The sequence below is a fragment of the Mesorhizobium sp. RCAM 05104 genome (assembly GCF_059683645.1).
The window spans coordinates 5,625,206-5,643,180 of sequence record NZ_CM185033.1 but is presented as its reverse complement, the minus strand read 5'-3'; the positions used below and the strand labels follow the sequence as shown (position 1 = coordinate 5,643,180).

Genomic DNA, 17,975 nt, shown 5'->3' with positions numbered 1-17,975 from the left:
TTCACTCTCCATCACTGTTGACCCTGTGGACGGCCGTCAGGCCGGCCGAATTGAAGAAGCATGCGTTCGACACATCGAAAGTGACCGCGATGTTGGCGCCGACCGCGCCCCTGAAGTCGCGGCCCGCGCGGACCGAGACATTGCCGCCGCCAAGGCGCACATTGACCAGCGTCTCGTTGCCCATGGGTTCGACGACATAGATCTCGCCGGGCAGCGCGTTGGGCGCGCCCGGCACCGAAACGCTCATGTCTTCCGGCCGCAGGCCGATCTCGACCACTTGCGCCGCACGGCACGCCGCCAGTCGGGCAGCCGGCATCGCAACCGGCGTTCCACCGATCGCGATGCCTTGTTCGGCAAGCGCGACCGGAAGGATGTTCATCGGTGGGTTGCCGACGAAGGTGGCGACGAAACGGTTGGCCGGGCGGTCGTAGATGTCGGCCGGCGGCGCCATCTGCTGCAACTCGCCGCCGTGCATCACCGCGACGAAGTCGGCCATGGTCAAGGCCTCGACCTGGTCGTGGGTGACATAGAGGGTGGTTGCGCCGAGCCGCTGGCAAAGCCGCTTGATCTCGCCGCGCATGGTCAGGCGCAACCTTGCGTCCAGGTTCGACAGCGGCTCGTCCATGAGGAAGGCCGCCGGATCGCGAACGATGGCGCGCGCAAGCGCCACGCGTTGCCTCTGGCCGCCGGAGAGCTGGCGCGGCCGCCGATCGAGCAGGTGGCCGATCTCGAGAACCGCGGCGACCTCGTCGATCTTGCCGCGGCGCTCGGCATCCGGCATGCCGCGGATCCACAGGGGATAGCCGATGTTCTCGCCGACCGTCATTTGCGGATAGAGCGCATAGCTCTGGAAGACCATGGCGATGTCGCGGTCGCGCGGCTGCAGCCGGGTGACGTCGCGCTCGCCGATGAAGAGCTTGCCGGCGCTTGGCATGTCGAGGCCGGCCAGTATGCGCAGCGCCGTCGTCTTGCCGCAGCCCGAAGGACCGAGAAGGGCCAGGAACATGTGGTCGGGGACGGCAAGGTCGAGCGACCGCAAGACGTTCAGCGCGCCGTAGTTCTTGACCACACCTTGGTACAGGACAGAACTCATTGCCGCTCCCCAGCGCCCCCGAAGGATATCAGTTCTTCCGTTCCTTGACCTCGAAACCAGCTTTGAGGGCCAGATCGCGCAGGTTGCGATAGCCCATCGTCGCATAGGTGAGCGGGTGGGCCTTGGCCGGATCCTGTTCGGCCTCGACCACCAGCCAGCCGGCATAGCCATTGTCGGCCAGCACCCGCAAAAGCGTCAAATAGTCGATGGACCCATCTCCGGGCACGGTGAAGATGCCTTCCATCACCGCACCCATGAAGCTCATATCCAGGGCGCGAGCGCGCTTCAGCACATCCGGTCGCACATCCTTGCAGTGCACGTGGACGACGCGGCCGACATGCCGCCGCAGCAGCGCCTCGGGATCGCCGCCGGAAAACAGGCAATGGCCGGTGTCATAGAGGAGGCCCACGGCTTCGCCCGAACCGGCCATCAGCCTGCCGATCTCGTCATCCGTCTCGACGATGGTTCCCATGTGATGGTGAAAGGCCATGCCGACGCCGAAATCCGCGAACCGTTCGGCCAGTCGCGTGATCTTGTTGCCGTAGGATTTCCACTCGCCGTCGGCGAGTTTGGGACGCTGCGAGATCGGATCGTGAATGGCGCCATGGCGGCCGCGCGACGTATCGGCGTAAACGACGTGCCTGGCGCCGAGGTCGCGCAGAAGCGTCAGATGCGGCAGGATGGCGTCGAATTCCTCCTCGACCTCCTTTTCGCAGATCCGGCCATCATACCAGCCGGACACCAGTTCAAGGCCATGGGTCGCGAGAACCGCGGCCAGCTCCTTGCTGGCACGCGGAAACTTGCCGCCGAGCTCGGTGCCCGCGTAGCCGGCCTGCGCCGTTTCGGAAAGGCAGACCTCGAGTGGCGTATCTCCGCCGAGTTCCGGCACGTCGTCATTGGTCCACGTGATCGGATTTATGCCTATCCGGACTGCCATCATCGCTCCTCACCGAACCAGACCATTGGTCGCGACGCTTCATCCCAACCATTCCGGTCGGTGAAGGCGTTTCGCTTGCGCTCTGTTCTGGCCCGTCGTTCCCTTTTTCTTTTTATCTAAGCGCCAATCTGTCTCCATCGCGAGAGCCAGTTTGCATGGAAGTGAAGGTGCCAGTTTCAATCGGCGCGGTGCTCGTCTAAGCTCTGCTTGTTCTCACGCGGCCGAGGTTTCGATGCGGATATCAAGGCGAAGGCGCCAGGCCTTTCCGATGGAAGCGCTGGTCATCGACCGGACCATCGACGAACCGATCCATCGCCAGCTCTATCGGCAGATTGCCTCGATGATCCGTGACCGCCGCCTGGCGCCGGGGTCGGAACTGCCGTCGACGCGGGCGCTCGCGGAAGATCTGAACCTCGCGCGCAACACGATCGTCGGTGCGTATGACCAGTTGGCGACGGAAGGCTACCTTGCAAGCCGGCAGGGCGCGCGCCCGGTGGTCGTCGACCTGCCCGTGAACTCGACCGATCGAGGCAACAAACCCGCGGCCACGGCAATTCGACGCCCGCTTTCCAGGCGCGGGGAGAGCCTGATGCAGCAACCGTTCCATCATGGGTCGCCCGGACGCTTTGCCTTTCATCCGGGCATGCCGGACTCCCAGAATTTCCCCTTTGGGGTCTGGGGCAGGCTTCTCGCGCGCCGGGCGACGTTTGGCGCCGACATGTTGTTCGGCACCTATCATGTAACCGGTCTGCCGGCGCTCAAGGAGGCGATAGCCGGCTACCTGATCTCGGCCAGGGGCGTGCGATGTTCTCCCGAACAGATCGTCGTGACGACAGGAGCGCAGGCGGCGTTCGACCTGCTGGCGCGCCTGCTGCTCGATCCGGGCGACACGGTCTGGCTGGAGGAACCGGGCTACTACGCCGCCAAGGCGACCTTCACGGTCGCGGGCGCCAACATCCTGCCGCTTGTCGTCGACCGCGACGGCTGGCAGATGAACCAGCCGGAGGTTTCGCCGCGCCTGATCTATGTGACGCCCGCCTGCCAGCATCCCCTGGGGATCACGATGCGCATGGACCAGCGGCTGCGCCTGTTTGAAATCGCCGAACGCAACAATTCGTGGATCATCGAGGATGATTTCGACGGCGAATACAGGTTTCAGGGGAGGCCGGTCCCCGCCATACAGAGCATGGACTACGCCGACCGCGTCATCTATGTCGGCACCTTCGCGAAGTTGCTGTTTCCGGCGCTGAGGCTGGGGTTCATGGTCTTGCCCGCTGCTTTGTGCGAGGGCATTCCGCATGCGCTGAGCACCACCGGGCAGTTCGCACCCCTGGTGCTTCAGGCAGCACTGGCCGATTTCATCGATGAAGGCCACATGAGCCGCCACCTCAAGCGCATGCGCCGCATCTACGCCGAGCGGCGCAAGTTTTTCTACGAATTGTGCGAGACCGAACTGGCCGACCACATGACCCTTTGGGCCGCCGAAGCCGGAATCCAGGTCGTTGCCGCACTTCACGAAAGTTGCGACGACCGGGCGGTCGTGCATTGCGCCGACAAACTCGGTGTCAACGCATCGCCGCTGTCGAAATACTACTGGTCATCCTCTGGCAATGGCCTGGTGCTTGGCTATGCCGCCTGCAACAAGGCCGAGAGCGAAGCGGGAATCCGACGTCTGCGCCAGGCCATCGAACAGGTGCGGACTCCGTCATGAGCCTCGCCTGCAGGCGATGGACTGGTTGGTGGGCCCGGAGGAGATGGTCTCCCCAACAAAACAGGAGGTGGTTCGCCAGGCCATATCCCTCGCATTCGGTGGCGAACCGGGGAAGAGCTTCAAATGAGCACCTCCACCCGGCGGGGCGCCAAGCCTGAGGCCGGACATGGAACTTCCGACCGCGGCCGCGGTTTACCACCTTGATGTTCGAAGGTCTTCAACGTCAGGCAATCAAGTTGCCCGAGGCGGCGCTTCGGACAAAGGCAAGGGAGCGTTCCAGCGGTGGCCTATACGGTGATTTGGTACGGGAAAGAGGGCATCGTTGAAAAGACGCCCTTCGATGCCGAGAAAGCAGCGCGCGATCATGCGCTGGCGACATTTCTTGTTCGAAAGCAGAACGAGGGGATCGTCGCGGTGGAAGTTCGCAAGGACGACGGCACGGTTGTATTCAGCCAAGCAGGAGGCAGCTAGGTCGTCTGGACCACTCGTCTCGATGCTGCAGTGGGCAGCCTGGCTACAGGTCGAAAGACGGTCCTTCACCCGGTCGGACTTTCGATTGACGCGGGTCCAGGCAAACGAGCAAGAGAAATCCCTTGCGAGACCTAGTACCAGCGGCCGCGACCATAAAAACCGCCGCCGCCCAGCAGAAGAACAATAAGAACGATGACCAGAATTGTGGTGGTATCCATATGCGCCTCCTGAGCGCGCCCAGCCGGTTCGCCGTTTGCCACTCTTGCCCCATGGGGCATGAATTGTTCCTGCCACTTTGACATTCCACCAACGTTCCGCATGGCATTCTTGTTCCAATGCATACCTATCGGGCACGACCAGCCCAAGAACCGCAGGCCTTGCCTCGGCTGGAAAGGTTTCAGAAACCATGTCCAGGTTTCCCAGGGAACCATCTGGCCTGACGCTTTCTTTAGCTGCATGAAAAAAACCGACCCGGTCGCCACGGAAGGTCCCCACCACACAGGTTCGGTCGGTACGCCGCTCGAATTGCCATCCCAACATCAGGATGCTGAAGGAGATTTCGGCGGCCGGTTTGGATATGGGCATCCCGCCCACAAGCCCGATCCTTTTGCCACCTACACATTTTCGGCCGGCCCTGTTCGTCCTCTGCCGATCGACAACAAGAAAAGATGGCGCTAACCGGCTGTGCGAAAACCCTACGAAACGGCGTATTTCGCCAGGAAGCATGGGATCACGCAGGCCCAGGCACGACGGATCACCAAGGACTTTGCCCTTCACGTGTCAGATGCGACACAGCCGCCCAGGATCTGAACTTGGCCCTGAGAGGCTCACCGCGGCTGCATGAGCGCCGGCCGGCATCTGTGTTTTCGATACCAAAGCGATAGCTGATTTCTGGACCCGGACGGCCAATGCCGATGCATCGCCTTGGCGCAATCAGCGAAGCCACTTCTTGAACCTCGCGGCTTTGTTCCGCACGAATGCAGCGGCTGCCGCATCGCACGCCTTTCGCGATGGTCCATTCGCGGCGATGATGAACTTGGCGTCTCTCAGCGTGAGATCGTGCTTTTCTGCAAAGTGGATTGCTCCATAAGGCTCGTCTTGGGGGATGCCCCCGATCGTATAGGCCATTGGTGCCTCGCATGACGGATAATGGCTCGGTTACGGCCTCTTGCGCTCCGGGTACATCAACCTTCGACGACAGGCGATGGTTCCGACCAGATGTGAACCTCCGGCCACAGCCAAGGGTTAGCACCTTGATGTTCGAAGGTTTTTGACTTGAGACAGTCCACCTGCCCGAGGCGACGTTTCGGGTCAGGCCGGGCGGTTCAGGACCACCGGTCCTGCTTGCGCATAGTCATGCTCGTACACATGCCACGCCGTGTTGCGCGCTTCTCGTCGAAAGCCATGTGGTGGTTTGCGCCAATTCCCACCGTGGTTCCATGGTCGATCCGCAATGATCTGGAACGGCTTTATGGCTATATCGACCCCCGATAAGCGATGGCCGATATCGACCCCGCCTATCCATGAGTTTGCTTTCCTCGGTCAGGGAGAAAGAAGCGCTTCGAGTTTGCTGGTCAGGTCATCAAAGCTGAACGGCTTGCGAAGGACCGCACGATCGCTGAAGCCTTCCCGCATGTCACCGCCGCTGTTGCCGGTCGAATAGATGAAGGGAACACCCCGCTCGGCAAGCGCATCGGCCACGGTATTGCTGTCGTCGCCATCAAGATTCATGTCCAGCATGACGGCATCGAACGTCTGAGCTTCGATCAGCGCGATCGCCTTTTCGATCGTGGCGGCTGAGGTCACTGACTGGCACCCAAGGTCGCCCAGCATGTCCTCGATCATCATCAGGACCAGAATTTCGTCCTCGACAACGAGCACGCGCCGGCCAGAAAGCAGTTTATCCATCGCGAGGTCCCGGTACCGGAATATTCATCGTGCAGATCAACCCGTCCGGGCGGTAGTCAAGCTGCACAGTGCCTTCGAGTTCGTGGGTCAGGCCGCGCTCGATCACGCGCGAGCCGAACCCCATTCGCAGCGGTGGCGTAACCGGCGGCCCGTCCTTCTCGCGCCAGGACAGGATCAACCTGCGGCCTTCCGACGTCGGCTCGATCGTCCAGTCGATCCGGATCGAGCCCTTGTCGTTGGAAAACGCACCGTACTTCACCGCGTTGGTGGCGAGTTCATTGAACGCGATGCCAAGGGCCAGCGCAGCTTTTGTCGAAAGGCGGATGTTCTCGCCGGCAATCACCAGTCGCTTCGCCCGCCCGTCGGTGACGTCGAACGGTTCCAGTGCATCGCGGAGCACATCGAGAAGCCCGGCACTGTGCCAATTTTCGCGGGTCAGCAAATTGTGCGACCGGGAGAGCGCAAACAGCCGGGATTCGACGGCTTCGCGGATCGCCCGTGGATCGGAATTGGCTCGCGATGCCTGCCAGACGATCGACTGCACCGTTGCCAGTGTGTTCTTCACACGATGGTTCAGCTCGTCGATGAGCATTTTGGATTGTGCCTGCTCCTCCTTGTGTTTGGTCAGGTCGACGAAGGAGGCAAAATACTGGACGATGGCGCCGCCCTCGCCCCGGACAGGGCTGACAAACAGGGCTGCCCAGAATTCGCGTCCATCCTTGCGTCTGTAAAGGATCTCCGGACCCGGCTCGACATTGGCGTCGAACTCAAGCTTGATGCGTTTCAGGGCTCGCGCGTCGGCGCCATCCGCCATCGGGAAATTGAAGGGCTGGCCCAGCACCTCTTCCCTGGCGTATCCGGTCAGGGCGAGGAACGCGTCATTGGCAAATATGATGGGATGGCCGGGTTCCTTGGCATCGGTGAAAACCATCGCCATTCGCGTTGTCTCGGCGGCAACCACGAACGGTCCGAGGTCGTCATGAAAGCCCGCGACTTCGGCTTCGGCGCCCTTCTGCTCTTCGGATTTGGCGACTACACTGGACATGTCGTTAACCGGTCGGCGTTCGCTATGCCGGTGACAGCCATCGCGCTTCTCCCTTGGAGAAAAATGTGATCGACTTAATTCGCCGGCGCCAACTCACAGGCAACTCCTGATTTGTACGCTTGCGACACTCGGTTGGCGAGTCGTTCCACGCGCCCACGGAATTGCCGCCGATACGCTAATCCTCGCCGGAACGATTGTTTGGGGCCTGCGTTCCCTGACTGCTGCGGATCGCGTCAACCGGGCGTGGCGGTACGGTGAACTGGATGGTTTTCCCGGTTTCATGTCCTGACCACGAATGGCAAAAGCGCCTGTCCCGCCCGGTCCGCAGCAACAATGGTGCGTCCCACGGGCGTCCGCGACGCGAATATCAAGTACGGCGAATTTTCGTGGACGCACGACAGCGAAGAGATTGGCATGCGCCCCGACAATGCGACCTTCTGGCCTCAACCGCTCCCGTTCAATGCGGTCGAACACGCCATCTGGCTGGACTCCAGTCTCAAGAGGGTTAGTCTGCCTTCGCCGGTGACAAGAGATCACAAGCGTTGACGGGCTTGAACCGAGCGACCATGCGGGCGGGAGTGAGCCATGGCTAACCCCAAAACGTCCAAATTTGGAATCACTCATCGGAGCGACCTCATCCTTTTGAAGCGGGTCTACAACCGCGTTTGCCGTGAGCAGGGAATTGCCGAAGGCAGTCATCGCGCGGCCGAACTGAGAGCAAGCGCAATGGCGCTAATCTCGACGGGCGAGCTCGACGAAGCATCTCTTTACGAGCGTCTTCGACGGGCCGACTATCCCGTTCCTCCCCGAGGCTAGATAGCGATCTGGCCCGTCGCAACGCCGTAGATCCCAACAAGGCAGCCAACTGCCGCGGCCGCAAAGACAATCCATTCCGCGCCGACCAACACCGGCTTGTTCTGCTCCCGTCTGACCTGAACAAAGAGCAACGTGCCGGGCGCATAGAGGATGGATGACAGCAAAAGGAATTTCAGGCCGCCTGCATAGATCATGAACGCGGCATAGAGCGTTGCGATACCGGCAATTATCAGGTCGCGAGATCGCTCCTGCGGTCTGGTGTCGTAAGTCTCGCGACGCAGTGCGAGAAGCAGGCCGTATGCGGCAACCAGCAAGTAAGGAACCAAGACCATCGCGCTGCTCAGCTTCACCATCAGCACGAACGCGTCTTCCGAGAAAAGAGTACTGATCAGAAACAACTGAATCACGATATTGGTCAGCCAGAGGGCGGCGGATGGCACCTTGTGGCGGTTTTCGTTTGCAAAGATCTTTGGCATGTCTCCGCTCTTTGCGGCTGCGAACAGCACCTCCACACAAATCAGAGACCAGGCCAGATAGGCTCCAAGCACCGAAACAATCAGTCCAATGCTGACGAAAATTCCTCCCCACGGTCCGACAAGGGCCTCCAGAACCGAGGCCATGGATGGCTGTCTCATAGCCGCGATTTCCGTCCGCGCCAGTGTGGCGTAGGGCAGCAGCGTAACCAGGACCAGCAAGCACAGCACGCCGACGAAACCCAAGATCGTGGCGGTGCCGACATCCGAGCGTTTTTGCGCGTAGCGGGAATAGACGCTTGCTCCCTCGATACCGATGAAGACAAATATGGTGACCAGCATGGTCGCGCGGATTTGCTGGAAGAGACCATCCGGCGATGCGGACTCTGCGTCCCCGAGGTTCGCGACGAACAGGTCGGTGTTGAACGCGCTTATCAAAATCACGATAAAGACAAGGATAGGGACGACTTTTGCGACGGTCACGACGGTGTTGACGACGGCAGCTTCTCTGATCCCGCGCAGGATCGTGAAATGGAATAGCCAGAGGCCGAGCGAAGAGACCAGGACGGCGGGAACCGTGTCGCCGTTGCCGAAAAACGGGAAGAAAGCGCCAAGCGTCGATTTGATCAGGACCCAGTAAGAGACGTCGGCGATACAGGCGACCAGCCAGTAACCGAAGGCGGAGAGAAACCCCGCGTAATCCCCGAAACCGGCCTTGGCGTATGCAAAGATGCCGGCATCGAGTTCGGGCTTGCGCTCCGCGAGTGCCTGGAAGACGCGCGCCAGGGTGTACATCCCTGCCCCGGCGATACACCAGGCGATGACAGCGCCGACCGGCCCGGTCGCGTGGGCGAAAGTCCGCGGGAGTGAAAATATACCCGCGCCGATCATCGATCCGACCACCATGGAGGTTAGCGCGGCCAATGAAAGGGATCGCGGCGACTCGGATGTCATGGTCGCGTCCTAAGGAGGGCGTTTGCTTACCCCGGCTGTGAGCTTTGCTGTCGCATTCCAGACCATCCTTCCGCCCGCTCCAACGCGGCCAGGGAGGCGATGAGGTTTCGATGCTGCATCGACGTCATCGCCAAGTCTAGCCGAGGTGACGCTCTGCGACGCCACAAGTCCCAAATAGAGACTTGGTGCCAAGCCGTGAGATTCCCAGCTAATTTCACGCCCGTTTCAAAGGCATAGATTTACTCGCCCATCGGTTGTGGGCTCGCTTGGTCCCATCGCCGGAGGGAACCGTGACCAGTAAATCCGAGCAGAAGCTGTCCCTATTCGCATTGATCGCAATGGTCGTCGGGTCGATGGTCGGGGCCGGCATCTTCAACCTGCCTGGCCGGTTCGCTACCGCAACCGGCCCGTTCGGCGCCATCATCGCCTGGCTGATCGCCGGTACCGGCATGTACATGCTGGCCCGCGTGTTCCAGGCATTGGCCGAGAAACGGCCAGACATCGATTCCGGCGTTTTCGCCTATGCCAAGGCCGGCTTCGGCGACTATATGGGCTTCCTGTCCGCCTTCGGTTACTGGCTCGGCAGTTGCCTCGGCAACGTATTCTACTGGGTGCTGATCGGCTCGACGCTGGGACGCTTCTTCCCGGGCCCCTTCGGCGACGGAAGCACCGCGATCGCGATTATCGTGTCGCTGATCGGCATCTGGTCGTTCCACTTTCTGATCCTTCGGGGAGTTGAGCAGGCGACCTTCATCAACACCGTCGTCACCATCGCCAAGATCGTGCCACTGATCGTTGCGATTCTCGGCTTCATCTTCTTCTTCAAATACTCGCAATTCTCCGAAAACTTCTTCGGTGGCGTGGGCATGCCCGAGAAGACGCTGGTTGCGCAGGTGCGTGACACCATGCTCATCACGGTGTTCGTGTTCCTCGGCATCGAGGGCGCGAGCGTCTATTCCCGCTTTGCCAAGACGCGGGCGGATGTGGGTTCCGCAACCATCCTCGGATTCGTGGCCGTGACCGGCCTCATGGTCGCGATCACGTTGCTGCCCTATGCGACCGCGCCTCGCGCGGCGATCGCCGGGGTGCAGAACCCCTCTCTCGCCGGCGCGCTGGAACTGGCCGTGGGCCATTGGGGCGCGGTGCTGATTTCCATCGGCGTTCTGATCTCGGTGCTCGGCGCCTATCTCGCCTGGTCGCTGATCTGCGCCGAGGTGCTGTTCGCTGCTGCCAAGTCGCAAGACATGCCGAAGCTCTTCGCGGCGCAGAACAGCAATCGCGTGCCGGCCAACGCGCTCTGGCTGACCAACATCGTCGTCTCGCTGTTCGTCATCTCAACCTACTGGTCGCGTGACGCCTTCAACTTCATGCTCGACATGACCAGCGTGACGGCGCTGCTGCCCTACCTGCTGGTCGCGGGCTATGGCGTGCTGATCGCGCGCAGCGGCCTGGGCTACGAAACCACGCAAAACGAGCGCGGGCGCGACCAGCTCTTCGCCTGGATCGCTGTCGTCTACACACTGTTCATGTTCGTCGCCGCCGGCCTGAAATACGTGCTGCTGGTGGCGGTCCTCTTCGTGCCTGGCACCATCCTCTATTTCTGGGCCCGGCGCGAACAGAACGCCCGCCTCTTCGCGCCCGTGGAACTGATCGTGTTCGGCGTCACCGTGCTGGCCGGTCTCGCTGGCGCTTACGGACTTTTGACCGGCATCATCACACCCTGACGAAACAAACGATACCAAGGAGGCTCACCATGGAAACGAAATTCGGCGTGCATTCCGAGGTCGGCCAGCTCCGCAAGGTCATGGTCTGTGCACCCGGTCGCGCCCATCAGCGCCTGACCCCCAGCAACTGCGACGAACTGCTGTTCGACGATGTTCTGTGGGTCGAGAACGCCAAGCGCGACCATTTCGACTTCATGACCAAGATGCGCGACCGCGGTATCGAGGTGGTGGAGATGCATAACCTGCTTGCCGAGACTGTCGCAGTCCCCGAGGCGAAGAAATGGATTCTCGACAATCAGGTGGTGCCGAACCAGGCGGCCTCGGCCTCGTCGACGAGGTGCGCTCCTATCTGGAGGGGCTCTCCCACCGCGATCTGGCGGAGACGCTGATCGGTGGCCTCTCGACCCACGAATTTCCCGAATCCATCGGCGGCGAACAGCTCGAGATGATCCGCGACGCGGCCGGGGTGAACGAGTATCTGCTGCCGCCGCTGCCGAACACGCTCTACACCCGCGACACGACCTGCTGGATTTATGGCGGCGTCACGCAGAACCCGCTCTACTGGCCGGCGCGGCATGAGGAAACCATCCTCACCACCTCGATCTACAAGTTCCATCCCGACTTCGCCGGCAAGGTGAACGTGTGGTGGGGCGACCCGACAAAGGATTGGGGCCTCGCCACGCTGGAAGGCGGCGACGTCATGCCGATCGGCAAGGGCAATGTGCTGATCGGCATGAGCGAGCGCACCTCGCGTCAGGCCATCAGCCAGCTCGCGGCGACGTTGTTCCAGAAGGGCGCGGCCGAGCGCGTCATCGTCGCGGCGATGCCGAAGCTGCGCGCGGCAATGCATCTCGACACGGTGTTCACCTTCGCCGACCGCGACTGCGTGTTGCTCTACCCCGACATCGTCAATGGCATCGAGGCATTCTCCTACCGGCCGAACGGCAAGGGCGGCGTCGAGCTGCACAAGGACAAGGGTACCTTCGTCGAGACGGTGCGCGACTCGCTCGGCCTCAAGAAGATGCGCGTGGTGGAGACCGGCGGCAACGCCTATGTGCGTGAGCGCACCCAGTGGGACAGCGGTGCCAACCTCGTCTGTGCGTCGCCGGGCGTCGTGTATGCCTACGACCGCAACACCTACACGAACACGCTGCTGCGCAAAGAGGGCATCGAGGTCGTTACCATCATCGGCGCGGAACTCGGCCGCGGTCGTGGTGGCGGCCATTGCATGACCTGTCCGATAATCAGGGATGCGGTGGACTACTGACAGCGCAGAGCGCTTCCGGAGATCAGAGATGGAGGGCGTTCATGCAGGAACTCTGGTTGGGCAATCGACGATGAGCGGCGTTTCCACGAGCGGAACCGATCACCGGCATCAAGCGGCCTCCCTGCGCTCCAAATGGGGGTGGTTCTTGGCGTTGGGCATCGCCCTGGCGTCGGCTGGAGTGCTGGCCGTAGCCCTGCCCGTGGTTTCAACATTTGCCGCAAGCGTTGTCCTCGGATTCGTCCTTTCGCTCGCGGGCATCGTGAAGATGGTCCAATCCCTGCAGGTCAAGGAGTGGAGCGGGTTCATCTGGCAAGAATTGACCGGCGCGGTCGAGCTGGTCGGTGGTATCCTGATATACTTCAACCCCTTGAAGGGCGCTCTCGCGATCACGCTCCTGATCGCTCTGGTGTTTCTCGTTCAGGGCATTCTACAAGTTGCGCTCGCGGTACGGGTGCGCAAGCAAGCTGGCTGGCAGTGGTTCGGAGTTTCGGGCTTGGTGGCGCTGGCCGCCAGCGCGACGCTCGCATTGAAGCTGCCCTACACCAGCACCTACACGCCAGGGACGATTGCTGGCATTTCCCTCCTTGTCGCCGGCGGCGCGTACATTGCCATATCCCTGATGATGCGCAGGGCCGGGTCATGAACATCTCACGCGAAACATCCGGGCAAGATTGTTCGGTTGGGAAGCGGATGACCAGACATGTCCGCACTTGCCTGGTGATCGTTTGTCTGGCCGCCGCCGCGCCCGCTTGCATCGGCTCCGTTTCCTTCGCTCAGCAGCCTGGAGCGAGGCAGGGACTTCCACCGCCTGCTGTCGTCGTCGAACAGATCAAGGTTCAGGAGGTGAGCAGTCCCGCGCAGTTTACTGCTCGTGTCGAGGCGATCGAAGCAGTGGACATCCGAGCGCGCGTCACCGGCTTTCTGCACTCCGTCGATTTCAAGGATGGGCAGGCGGTGAAGGTTGGGGACACGCTGTTTGAAATCGAACCGGATCAGCTTGATGCCCTGGTCACGTCGGCGCGGGCGCAGGTGGCGCGTGCCGAGGCGACACGCGGGTCGGCCGAACGGACGCTGACGCGCAACCGGGACCTGTTCGCTCGAAGAACGGTCTCGCAGGCCGCCCTGGACGAGGTCCAGGCGGCATTCGATGTCGCTGCCGCCGATGTGCAGGTTGCGGAGGCGGCCCTCCACACCGCCGAACTCAACCTGGCCTATGCTCGCGTCACGGCGCCGATCTCCGGCAACATCGGCCGTGCGACATTCACGACGGGCAATCTGGTCGGACCGGATTCCGGTTCGCTGGCACGAATAGTCAGCCTGGACACGGTCCGCGTGGCTTTCGCCGTGACCGAGGGGTTGCTTGTGACCATAAGGCAGCAGGAGGCGAGCGGCAGCAACATCGATCCGAAGATGTTGAAGCTTTCACTGCGCCTTGCCAACGGGACGGATTACGACGCTACTGGTCGACTTGAATTTGTCGAGAACGAGATCGACCCGCAGACGGGTACCGTCGCGGCTCGCGCGGTTTTCCCCAATCCCCGTCACATCCTTCTCCCCGGGCAATTCGTCACCCTCTATGTGCAGCGGAAAGACGCGCCCAGCTTGCCGGTAGTGCCCCAGACGGCGGTGCTGCAGGATAGCGAGGGGCGGTTTGTCTACCTGCTGGGCAAGAACAATGTCGTCTCGCAACGGCGCATCGATACCGGCGCGCGCGTCGGCAATGGATGGGCGGTCAACACCGGCTTGAATGGAGGCGAGCAAGTCGTCGTCCAGGGAATCCAGCGTCTCGCCGAAGGCATGACGGTTCAGCCGAGCGAAGGCCAGCCGGTCGGCGGCGGCTCATGATTTCCGACCTCTTCATAAGCCGGACCCGGCTGGCGATCGTCATGTCAATCGTCATTTCGATTGCCGGCGCGATCGCCATCTTTTCGCTGCCGGTCCAGCAATACCCCGAGATCACGCCGCCGACGGTCACGGTTTCCGCCACCTATCCCGGCGCCAGCGCGGAAGTGATTGCCGATGTCGTCGGTGGTCCATTGGAGACCGCCATCAATGGCGTCCCCAATATGATGTACATGTCTTCGACTAGCTCGAATGCCGGGCAATATTCGCTGTCCGTGACTTTCGAAGTGGGGACAAATCCTGACATTGCGCAGGTCAATGTGCAGAACAGGGCGCAACTGGCGATCTCGCAGTTGCCGGCCGCTGTCACCCAGCAGGGCGTATCGGTGCGGTCGCGCTCGCCCGATTTCGTGCTCGGCATCGCCTTCTACTCTCCGGACAGCAAGCTCGACGTGCTGCAGATCACCAATTTCACATCGACGACGATCGCCGATGCGATCTCGCGCGTCGCCGGCGTCGGCGAGGCTTCCGTCGTCGGCGCCTCCGAATACTCGATGCGTGTGTGGGTAGATCCGGCGCGCATGGATGCGCTCGGCATAACGGCCGATGACGTAGCGACCGCCATTCAGCGGCAGAACATCCAGGCCTCGCTCGGCCAGGCCGGCGCCCCGCCTGCGCGGGAAGGCACCGAGCTACAATATACACTCGTGGCGCGCGGCCGGCTCATGAGCACCGAGGAATTCGGCAACATCGTCGTGCGCACCGGCGAGGCCGGAGCGATCATACGGCTGCGCGACATCGCCCGCATCGAACTCGGTGCCCGGAACTATTCGTCGAGCGCGAGCTTCGCTGGACATGAAACGGCGATGTTGCAGATAAACCAGGCGCCTGGGGCCAACGCCATCCAGACCGCCAATGCCGTGCGCGCCGAGCTCCAGCGCCTTTCATCCGGGTTCCCGCCCGGCCTCCAATATCAGGTCGTCTACGATGCAACGCGTTTCGTCCGGACGAGCCTTGCGCTGATCGTGCGTATCCTCGGCGAGGCTTTCCTCATCGTGCTCGTCGTCACATACCTGTTCCTGCAGGACTGGCGCGCCACCCTGGTTTCGGCACTGGCGATGCCCGTCTCGATGCTGGGCGCCATCTCCGTCCTGCTGGCGTTTGGATACTCGATAAACTCGATCTCGCTGCTCGCCCTGGTGCTGGCCATTGGACTGGTCGCGGATGACGCGATCCTCGTCGTGGAGAATGTCAAGCATGTCATGGAGGACGACCCCGCGATCGAAACGGCGGCAGCCGCCCGCAAGGCGATGGGGCAGATCACGGGTCCGATCATTTCCACCACGCTCGTGCTCCTGGCCGTGGTAACGCCGACAGCTTTTCTGTCCGGCATAAGCGGGCAGCTCTACCGTCAATTCGCGATCACGTTGTCAGCGGCGCTGGTTCTGTCGTCGCTTGTCGGTCTGACACTCAGTCCCGCACTCAGCGCGATCCTGCTGAGACGCGGACAACGCGGATATCGGCGCGGTCCACTTGGCTGGTTCGCGCGCCTCATGGATGCGACGCGCGTCGGCTATGGCCGGATAATCGGGTTCCTGGTGCGGCTGTGGATCATACCCCTTGGCGCGCTTGCCGCCTGCTTCCTGGCCGCCTACCTGCTGCTCAGCAGCCTGCCTGCCACCTTTCTCCCGGACGAGGACCAAGGCGCCCTGTTTGTGGATATCCAGCTTCCGAACGCAGCCTCCCTTGATCGCACGAGGGCGATTGTAGGCGAGGTTCAAAAGACGCTGTCGGCGACGAAAGGCGTCGAAAACGTGATTTCGGTCGCCGGCTTCAGCATCGTGCAGGGGACGCAATCTCCCAACGGAGCGATGGTGGTGGCGGCGCTGGATCCCTGGGACCAGCGCACAACGCCGGACCTGCGGCTGGACGCCATCCTCGCAAGATTGCGCGCGCAGTTCTCGACCATTCCGGGCGCAAATGTCGCTGTCTTTTCGCCACCGGCCATTTCCGGTATCGGCGCGGTCGGCGGCCTCGACCTGCGCCTCCAGGCTTTGCAGGGTCAGTCGCCGGAGGAGATCGCTGAGGTGGTGCGCGGATTCGTTGCGGCGATCAACCAGGCCCCGGAAATCGGCGGCGTGGCGACAACCTTCAGCGCCGATGTGCCGCAGATTTACGTCGATGTCGACCGGACCCGCGCGGAAGCGCTTGGCGTGAGCGTGTCCGACATCTATTCGACGATCGGCGCCAGCTTCGGGTCGCGTTACGTGAATGATTTCACGCTGCAGGGGCGGGTCTTCCAGGTCAACCTGCAGGCTGACGCCGAGCACCGTGGGGACGCCGAGGATATCCTCAATCTCCATGTACGCAGCCGGGCGGGTGCAATGGTGCCGCTCAGGGCGGTGGTGTCGACCAGCACCATACTCGCGCCCTTCGTCATCTCCCGCTACAACCTCTCGGTAGCGGCACAGATCAACGGGCAAGTCGCGCCCGGCGGCAGTTCCGGGGCTGCGATGGACGCCATCGAACGCGTCGCGGCCCACGCGCTGCCGGCCGGCTATGGCTACGAGTGGTCAGGCCTCTCGTTCCAGGAGCGGCGCAGCGCCGGACAAGAGACCCTCATCTTCGGGCTGGCCTTTCTGTTCGCCTATCTGTTCCTGGTAGCGCAATACGAAAGCTGGATGCTTCCGATCGCCGTCATCCTGTCCCTCGGAGCCGCCTTGTTCGGCGCCACCGGGGCACTCATGCTTTTCGGACTGCAAAACAGCCTTTACGCGCAGATCGCCATCGTGCTGCTGATCGGGCTGGCGTCGAAGAACGCCATCCTGATCGTCGAATTCGCCAAGGAACGCCGCGAGGAGGGGCACCCGGTCGCCGAAGCGGCAAGACTTGGTGCCGAGCAGCGCTTCCGCGCCGTCATGATGACGGCGCTGTCCTTCATTCTGGGCATTATCCCGCTGGCGGTGTCCACCGGCGCCGGGGCCGGCGCGCGCCAGGCGGTGGGCGTCACGATCTTTGGCGGCATGCTGGCCGCAACGACGATCGGGCTCTTTATCATCCCGACCCTATTCGCGGTGATCCAGCACATCGCGGAATGGGCCGCTGTCCGACCGAAGGCAGAATCGAACACCGATGAGATAGTCCCGCAATCGAGGAGGAGAACATGACCACCTATGAGAATGGAACGGCGTCGACTGTGCCACCCCCTTCGGTTCGTCTTCTTCTTGGTCTTGTGCTGATTGTCGGAGGAGTGTTCGTTCTGGGTGACATAGCGCTGGCCACGGTAATCAGCGCCATAGTCATTGGTGTCACAGCCATCGTCGTCGGTGCGTTCGAGATGATGCACGCCTTCTGGACGAAGGGATGGGGCGGCTTCATATGGCAATTCGTTCTTGGCATCCTGTACGTCGTTTTCGGCGCCATGGTGGTGAACCAGCCTCTGTCTGGTGCCCTTGTCCTGACCTACATCCTCGGACTGCTGCTCACGGCCTCCGGCATCGTCCGCCTTTTTGTCGGCATCAAGCGCTGGAGCGACGTCGGCTGGACAATGGTTCTGTCAGGAGCATTCGGAGTTCTGGCTGGGCTGGTTATCCTGACTGGATGGCCCATGACTGGTCTTTGGGTGCTTGGATTTCTGCTCGGTATTGACCTCATCTCGCAGGGCATTGCCTGGCTGACATACGGCTGGCTGCCGGCGGCCAAGACAGCGTAGTGGTCCGCAGTTCGATTTTGCG

The 17,975-nt window shown here is 61.9% G+C and carries 15 protein-coding genes and 1 pseudogene; 9 read left to right on the top strand and 7 right to left on the bottom strand.

Features of this window, described 5'->3' with window-relative positions; translation table 11 throughout:
• Position 1: 1 nt before the first annotated feature.
• Entirely contained in the window at positions 2–1,093 is a 1,092-nt protein-coding gene (locus tag AC56QP_RS27580; protein WP_489862604.1) for an ABC transporter ATP-binding protein, read from the bottom strand.
• A 28-nt stretch (positions 1,094–1,121) separates the two neighbouring features.
• Positions 1,122–2,030: a myo-inosose-2 dehydratase gene (gene iolE, locus AC56QP_RS27575; protein ID WP_489862605.1), complete on the bottom strand. Its 909-nt coding sequence runs from the start codon at positions 2,028–2,030 to the stop codon at positions 1,122–1,124.
• 268 nt (positions 2,031–2,298) lie between these two features.
• Between iolE and mocR the strand changes: the two genes are divergently transcribed.
• A complete protein-coding gene (gene mocR, locus AC56QP_RS27570) occupies positions 2,299–3,741 on the top strand; it encodes a rhizopine catabolism transcriptional regulator MocR (protein WP_489862606.1) in 1,443 nt (480 codons plus the stop codon).
• Between the two features lie 282 nt (positions 3,742–4,023).
• Positions 4,024–4,212 carry a hypothetical protein gene (locus tag AC56QP_RS27565; protein WP_489862607.1) on the top strand — a complete coding sequence of 63 codons (189 nt, stop codon included), beginning with the start codon at positions 4,024–4,026 and terminating at the stop codon, positions 4,210–4,212.
• Positions 4,213–4,343: 131 nt separating this feature from the next.
• Here the strand turns inward: AC56QP_RS27565 and AC56QP_RS27560 are convergent, their stop codons facing one another.
• A complete protein-coding gene (locus AC56QP_RS27560; RefSeq protein WP_489862608.1) occupies positions 4,344–4,670 on the bottom strand; it encodes a hypothetical protein in 327 nt (108 codons plus the stop codon).
• Here AC56QP_RS27560 and AC56QP_RS27555 point away from each other — a divergent pair.
• Positions 4,669–4,890, top strand: coding sequence for a hypothetical protein (locus tag AC56QP_RS27555; protein ID WP_489862609.1), 222 nt, complete (start codon positions 4,669–4,671; stop codon positions 4,888–4,890). The genes AC56QP_RS27560 and AC56QP_RS27555 overlap by 2 nt on opposite strands.
• A gap of 255 nt (positions 4,891–5,145) precedes the next feature.
• On the opposite strand, the gene AC56QP_RS27550 is transcribed toward AC56QP_RS27555, so the two are convergent.
• The 4 genes from AC56QP_RS27550 to AC56QP_RS27535 form a co-directional block, all read right to left on the bottom strand.
• The gene (locus tag AC56QP_RS27550; protein WP_497100974.1) at positions 5,146–5,340 is read right to left on the bottom strand and encodes a hypothetical protein; all 195 of its coding nucleotides are present in this window, start codon (positions 5,338–5,340) and stop codon (positions 5,146–5,148) included.
• A 414-nt stretch (positions 5,341–5,754) separates the two neighbouring features.
• A complete protein-coding gene (locus tag AC56QP_RS27545; RefSeq protein ID WP_497100975.1) occupies positions 5,755–6,120 on the bottom strand; it encodes a response regulator in 366 nt (121 codons plus the stop codon).
• Positions 6,113–7,165: an HWE histidine kinase domain-containing protein gene (locus tag AC56QP_RS27540; protein WP_489862611.1), complete on the bottom strand. Its 1,053-nt coding sequence runs from the start codon at positions 7,163–7,165 to the stop codon at positions 6,113–6,115. Before AC56QP_RS27540 ends, AC56QP_RS27545 begins: the two co-directional genes overlap by 8 nt.
• 812 nt (positions 7,166–7,977) lie before the next feature.
• Positions 7,978–9,408 carry a basic amino acid/polyamine antiporter gene (locus AC56QP_RS27535; protein WP_489862612.1) on the bottom strand — a complete coding sequence of 477 codons (1,431 nt, stop codon included), beginning with the start codon at positions 9,406–9,408 and terminating at the stop codon, positions 7,978–7,980.
• A gap of 290 nt (positions 9,409–9,698) precedes the next feature.
• Here AC56QP_RS27535 and AC56QP_RS27530 point away from each other — a divergent pair, with 290 nt between their 5' ends.
• From AC56QP_RS27530 to AC56QP_RS27505, 6 genes and pseudogenes are all read left to right on the top strand, one after another.
• Entirely contained in the window at positions 9,699–11,132 is a 1,434-nt protein-coding gene (locus AC56QP_RS27530) for a basic amino acid/polyamine antiporter (protein ID WP_489862613.1), read from the top strand.
• A 29-nt stretch (positions 11,133–11,161) separates the two neighbouring features.
• Positions 11,162–12,399: pseudogene (gene arcA, locus AC56QP_RS27525) on the top strand (arginine deiminase).
• A 28-nt stretch (positions 12,400–12,427) separates the two neighbouring features.
• Positions 12,428–13,042 carry an HdeD family acid-resistance protein gene (locus AC56QP_RS27520; protein ID WP_497103716.1) on the top strand — a complete coding sequence of 205 codons (615 nt, stop codon included), beginning with the start codon at positions 12,428–12,430 and terminating at the stop codon, positions 13,040–13,042.
• A 47-nt stretch (positions 13,043–13,089) separates the two neighbouring features.
• Positions 13,090–14,244 carry an efflux RND transporter periplasmic adaptor subunit gene (locus AC56QP_RS27515; RefSeq protein WP_489862615.1) on the top strand — a complete coding sequence of 385 codons (1,155 nt, stop codon included), beginning with the start codon at positions 13,090–13,092 and terminating at the stop codon, positions 14,242–14,244.
• A complete protein-coding gene (locus AC56QP_RS27510) occupies positions 14,241–17,408 on the top strand; it encodes an efflux RND transporter permease subunit (RefSeq protein ID WP_489862616.1) in 3,168 nt (1,055 codons plus the stop codon). The genes AC56QP_RS27515 and AC56QP_RS27510 overlap by 4 nt, the downstream gene beginning before the upstream one ends.
• The gene (locus AC56QP_RS27505; protein WP_489862617.1) at positions 17,405–17,953 is read left to right on the top strand and encodes an HdeD family acid-resistance protein; all 549 of its coding nucleotides are present in this window, start codon (positions 17,405–17,407) and stop codon (positions 17,951–17,953) included. Before AC56QP_RS27510 ends, AC56QP_RS27505 begins: the two co-directional genes overlap by 4 nt.
• Positions 17,954–17,975: the final 22 nt, after the last annotated feature.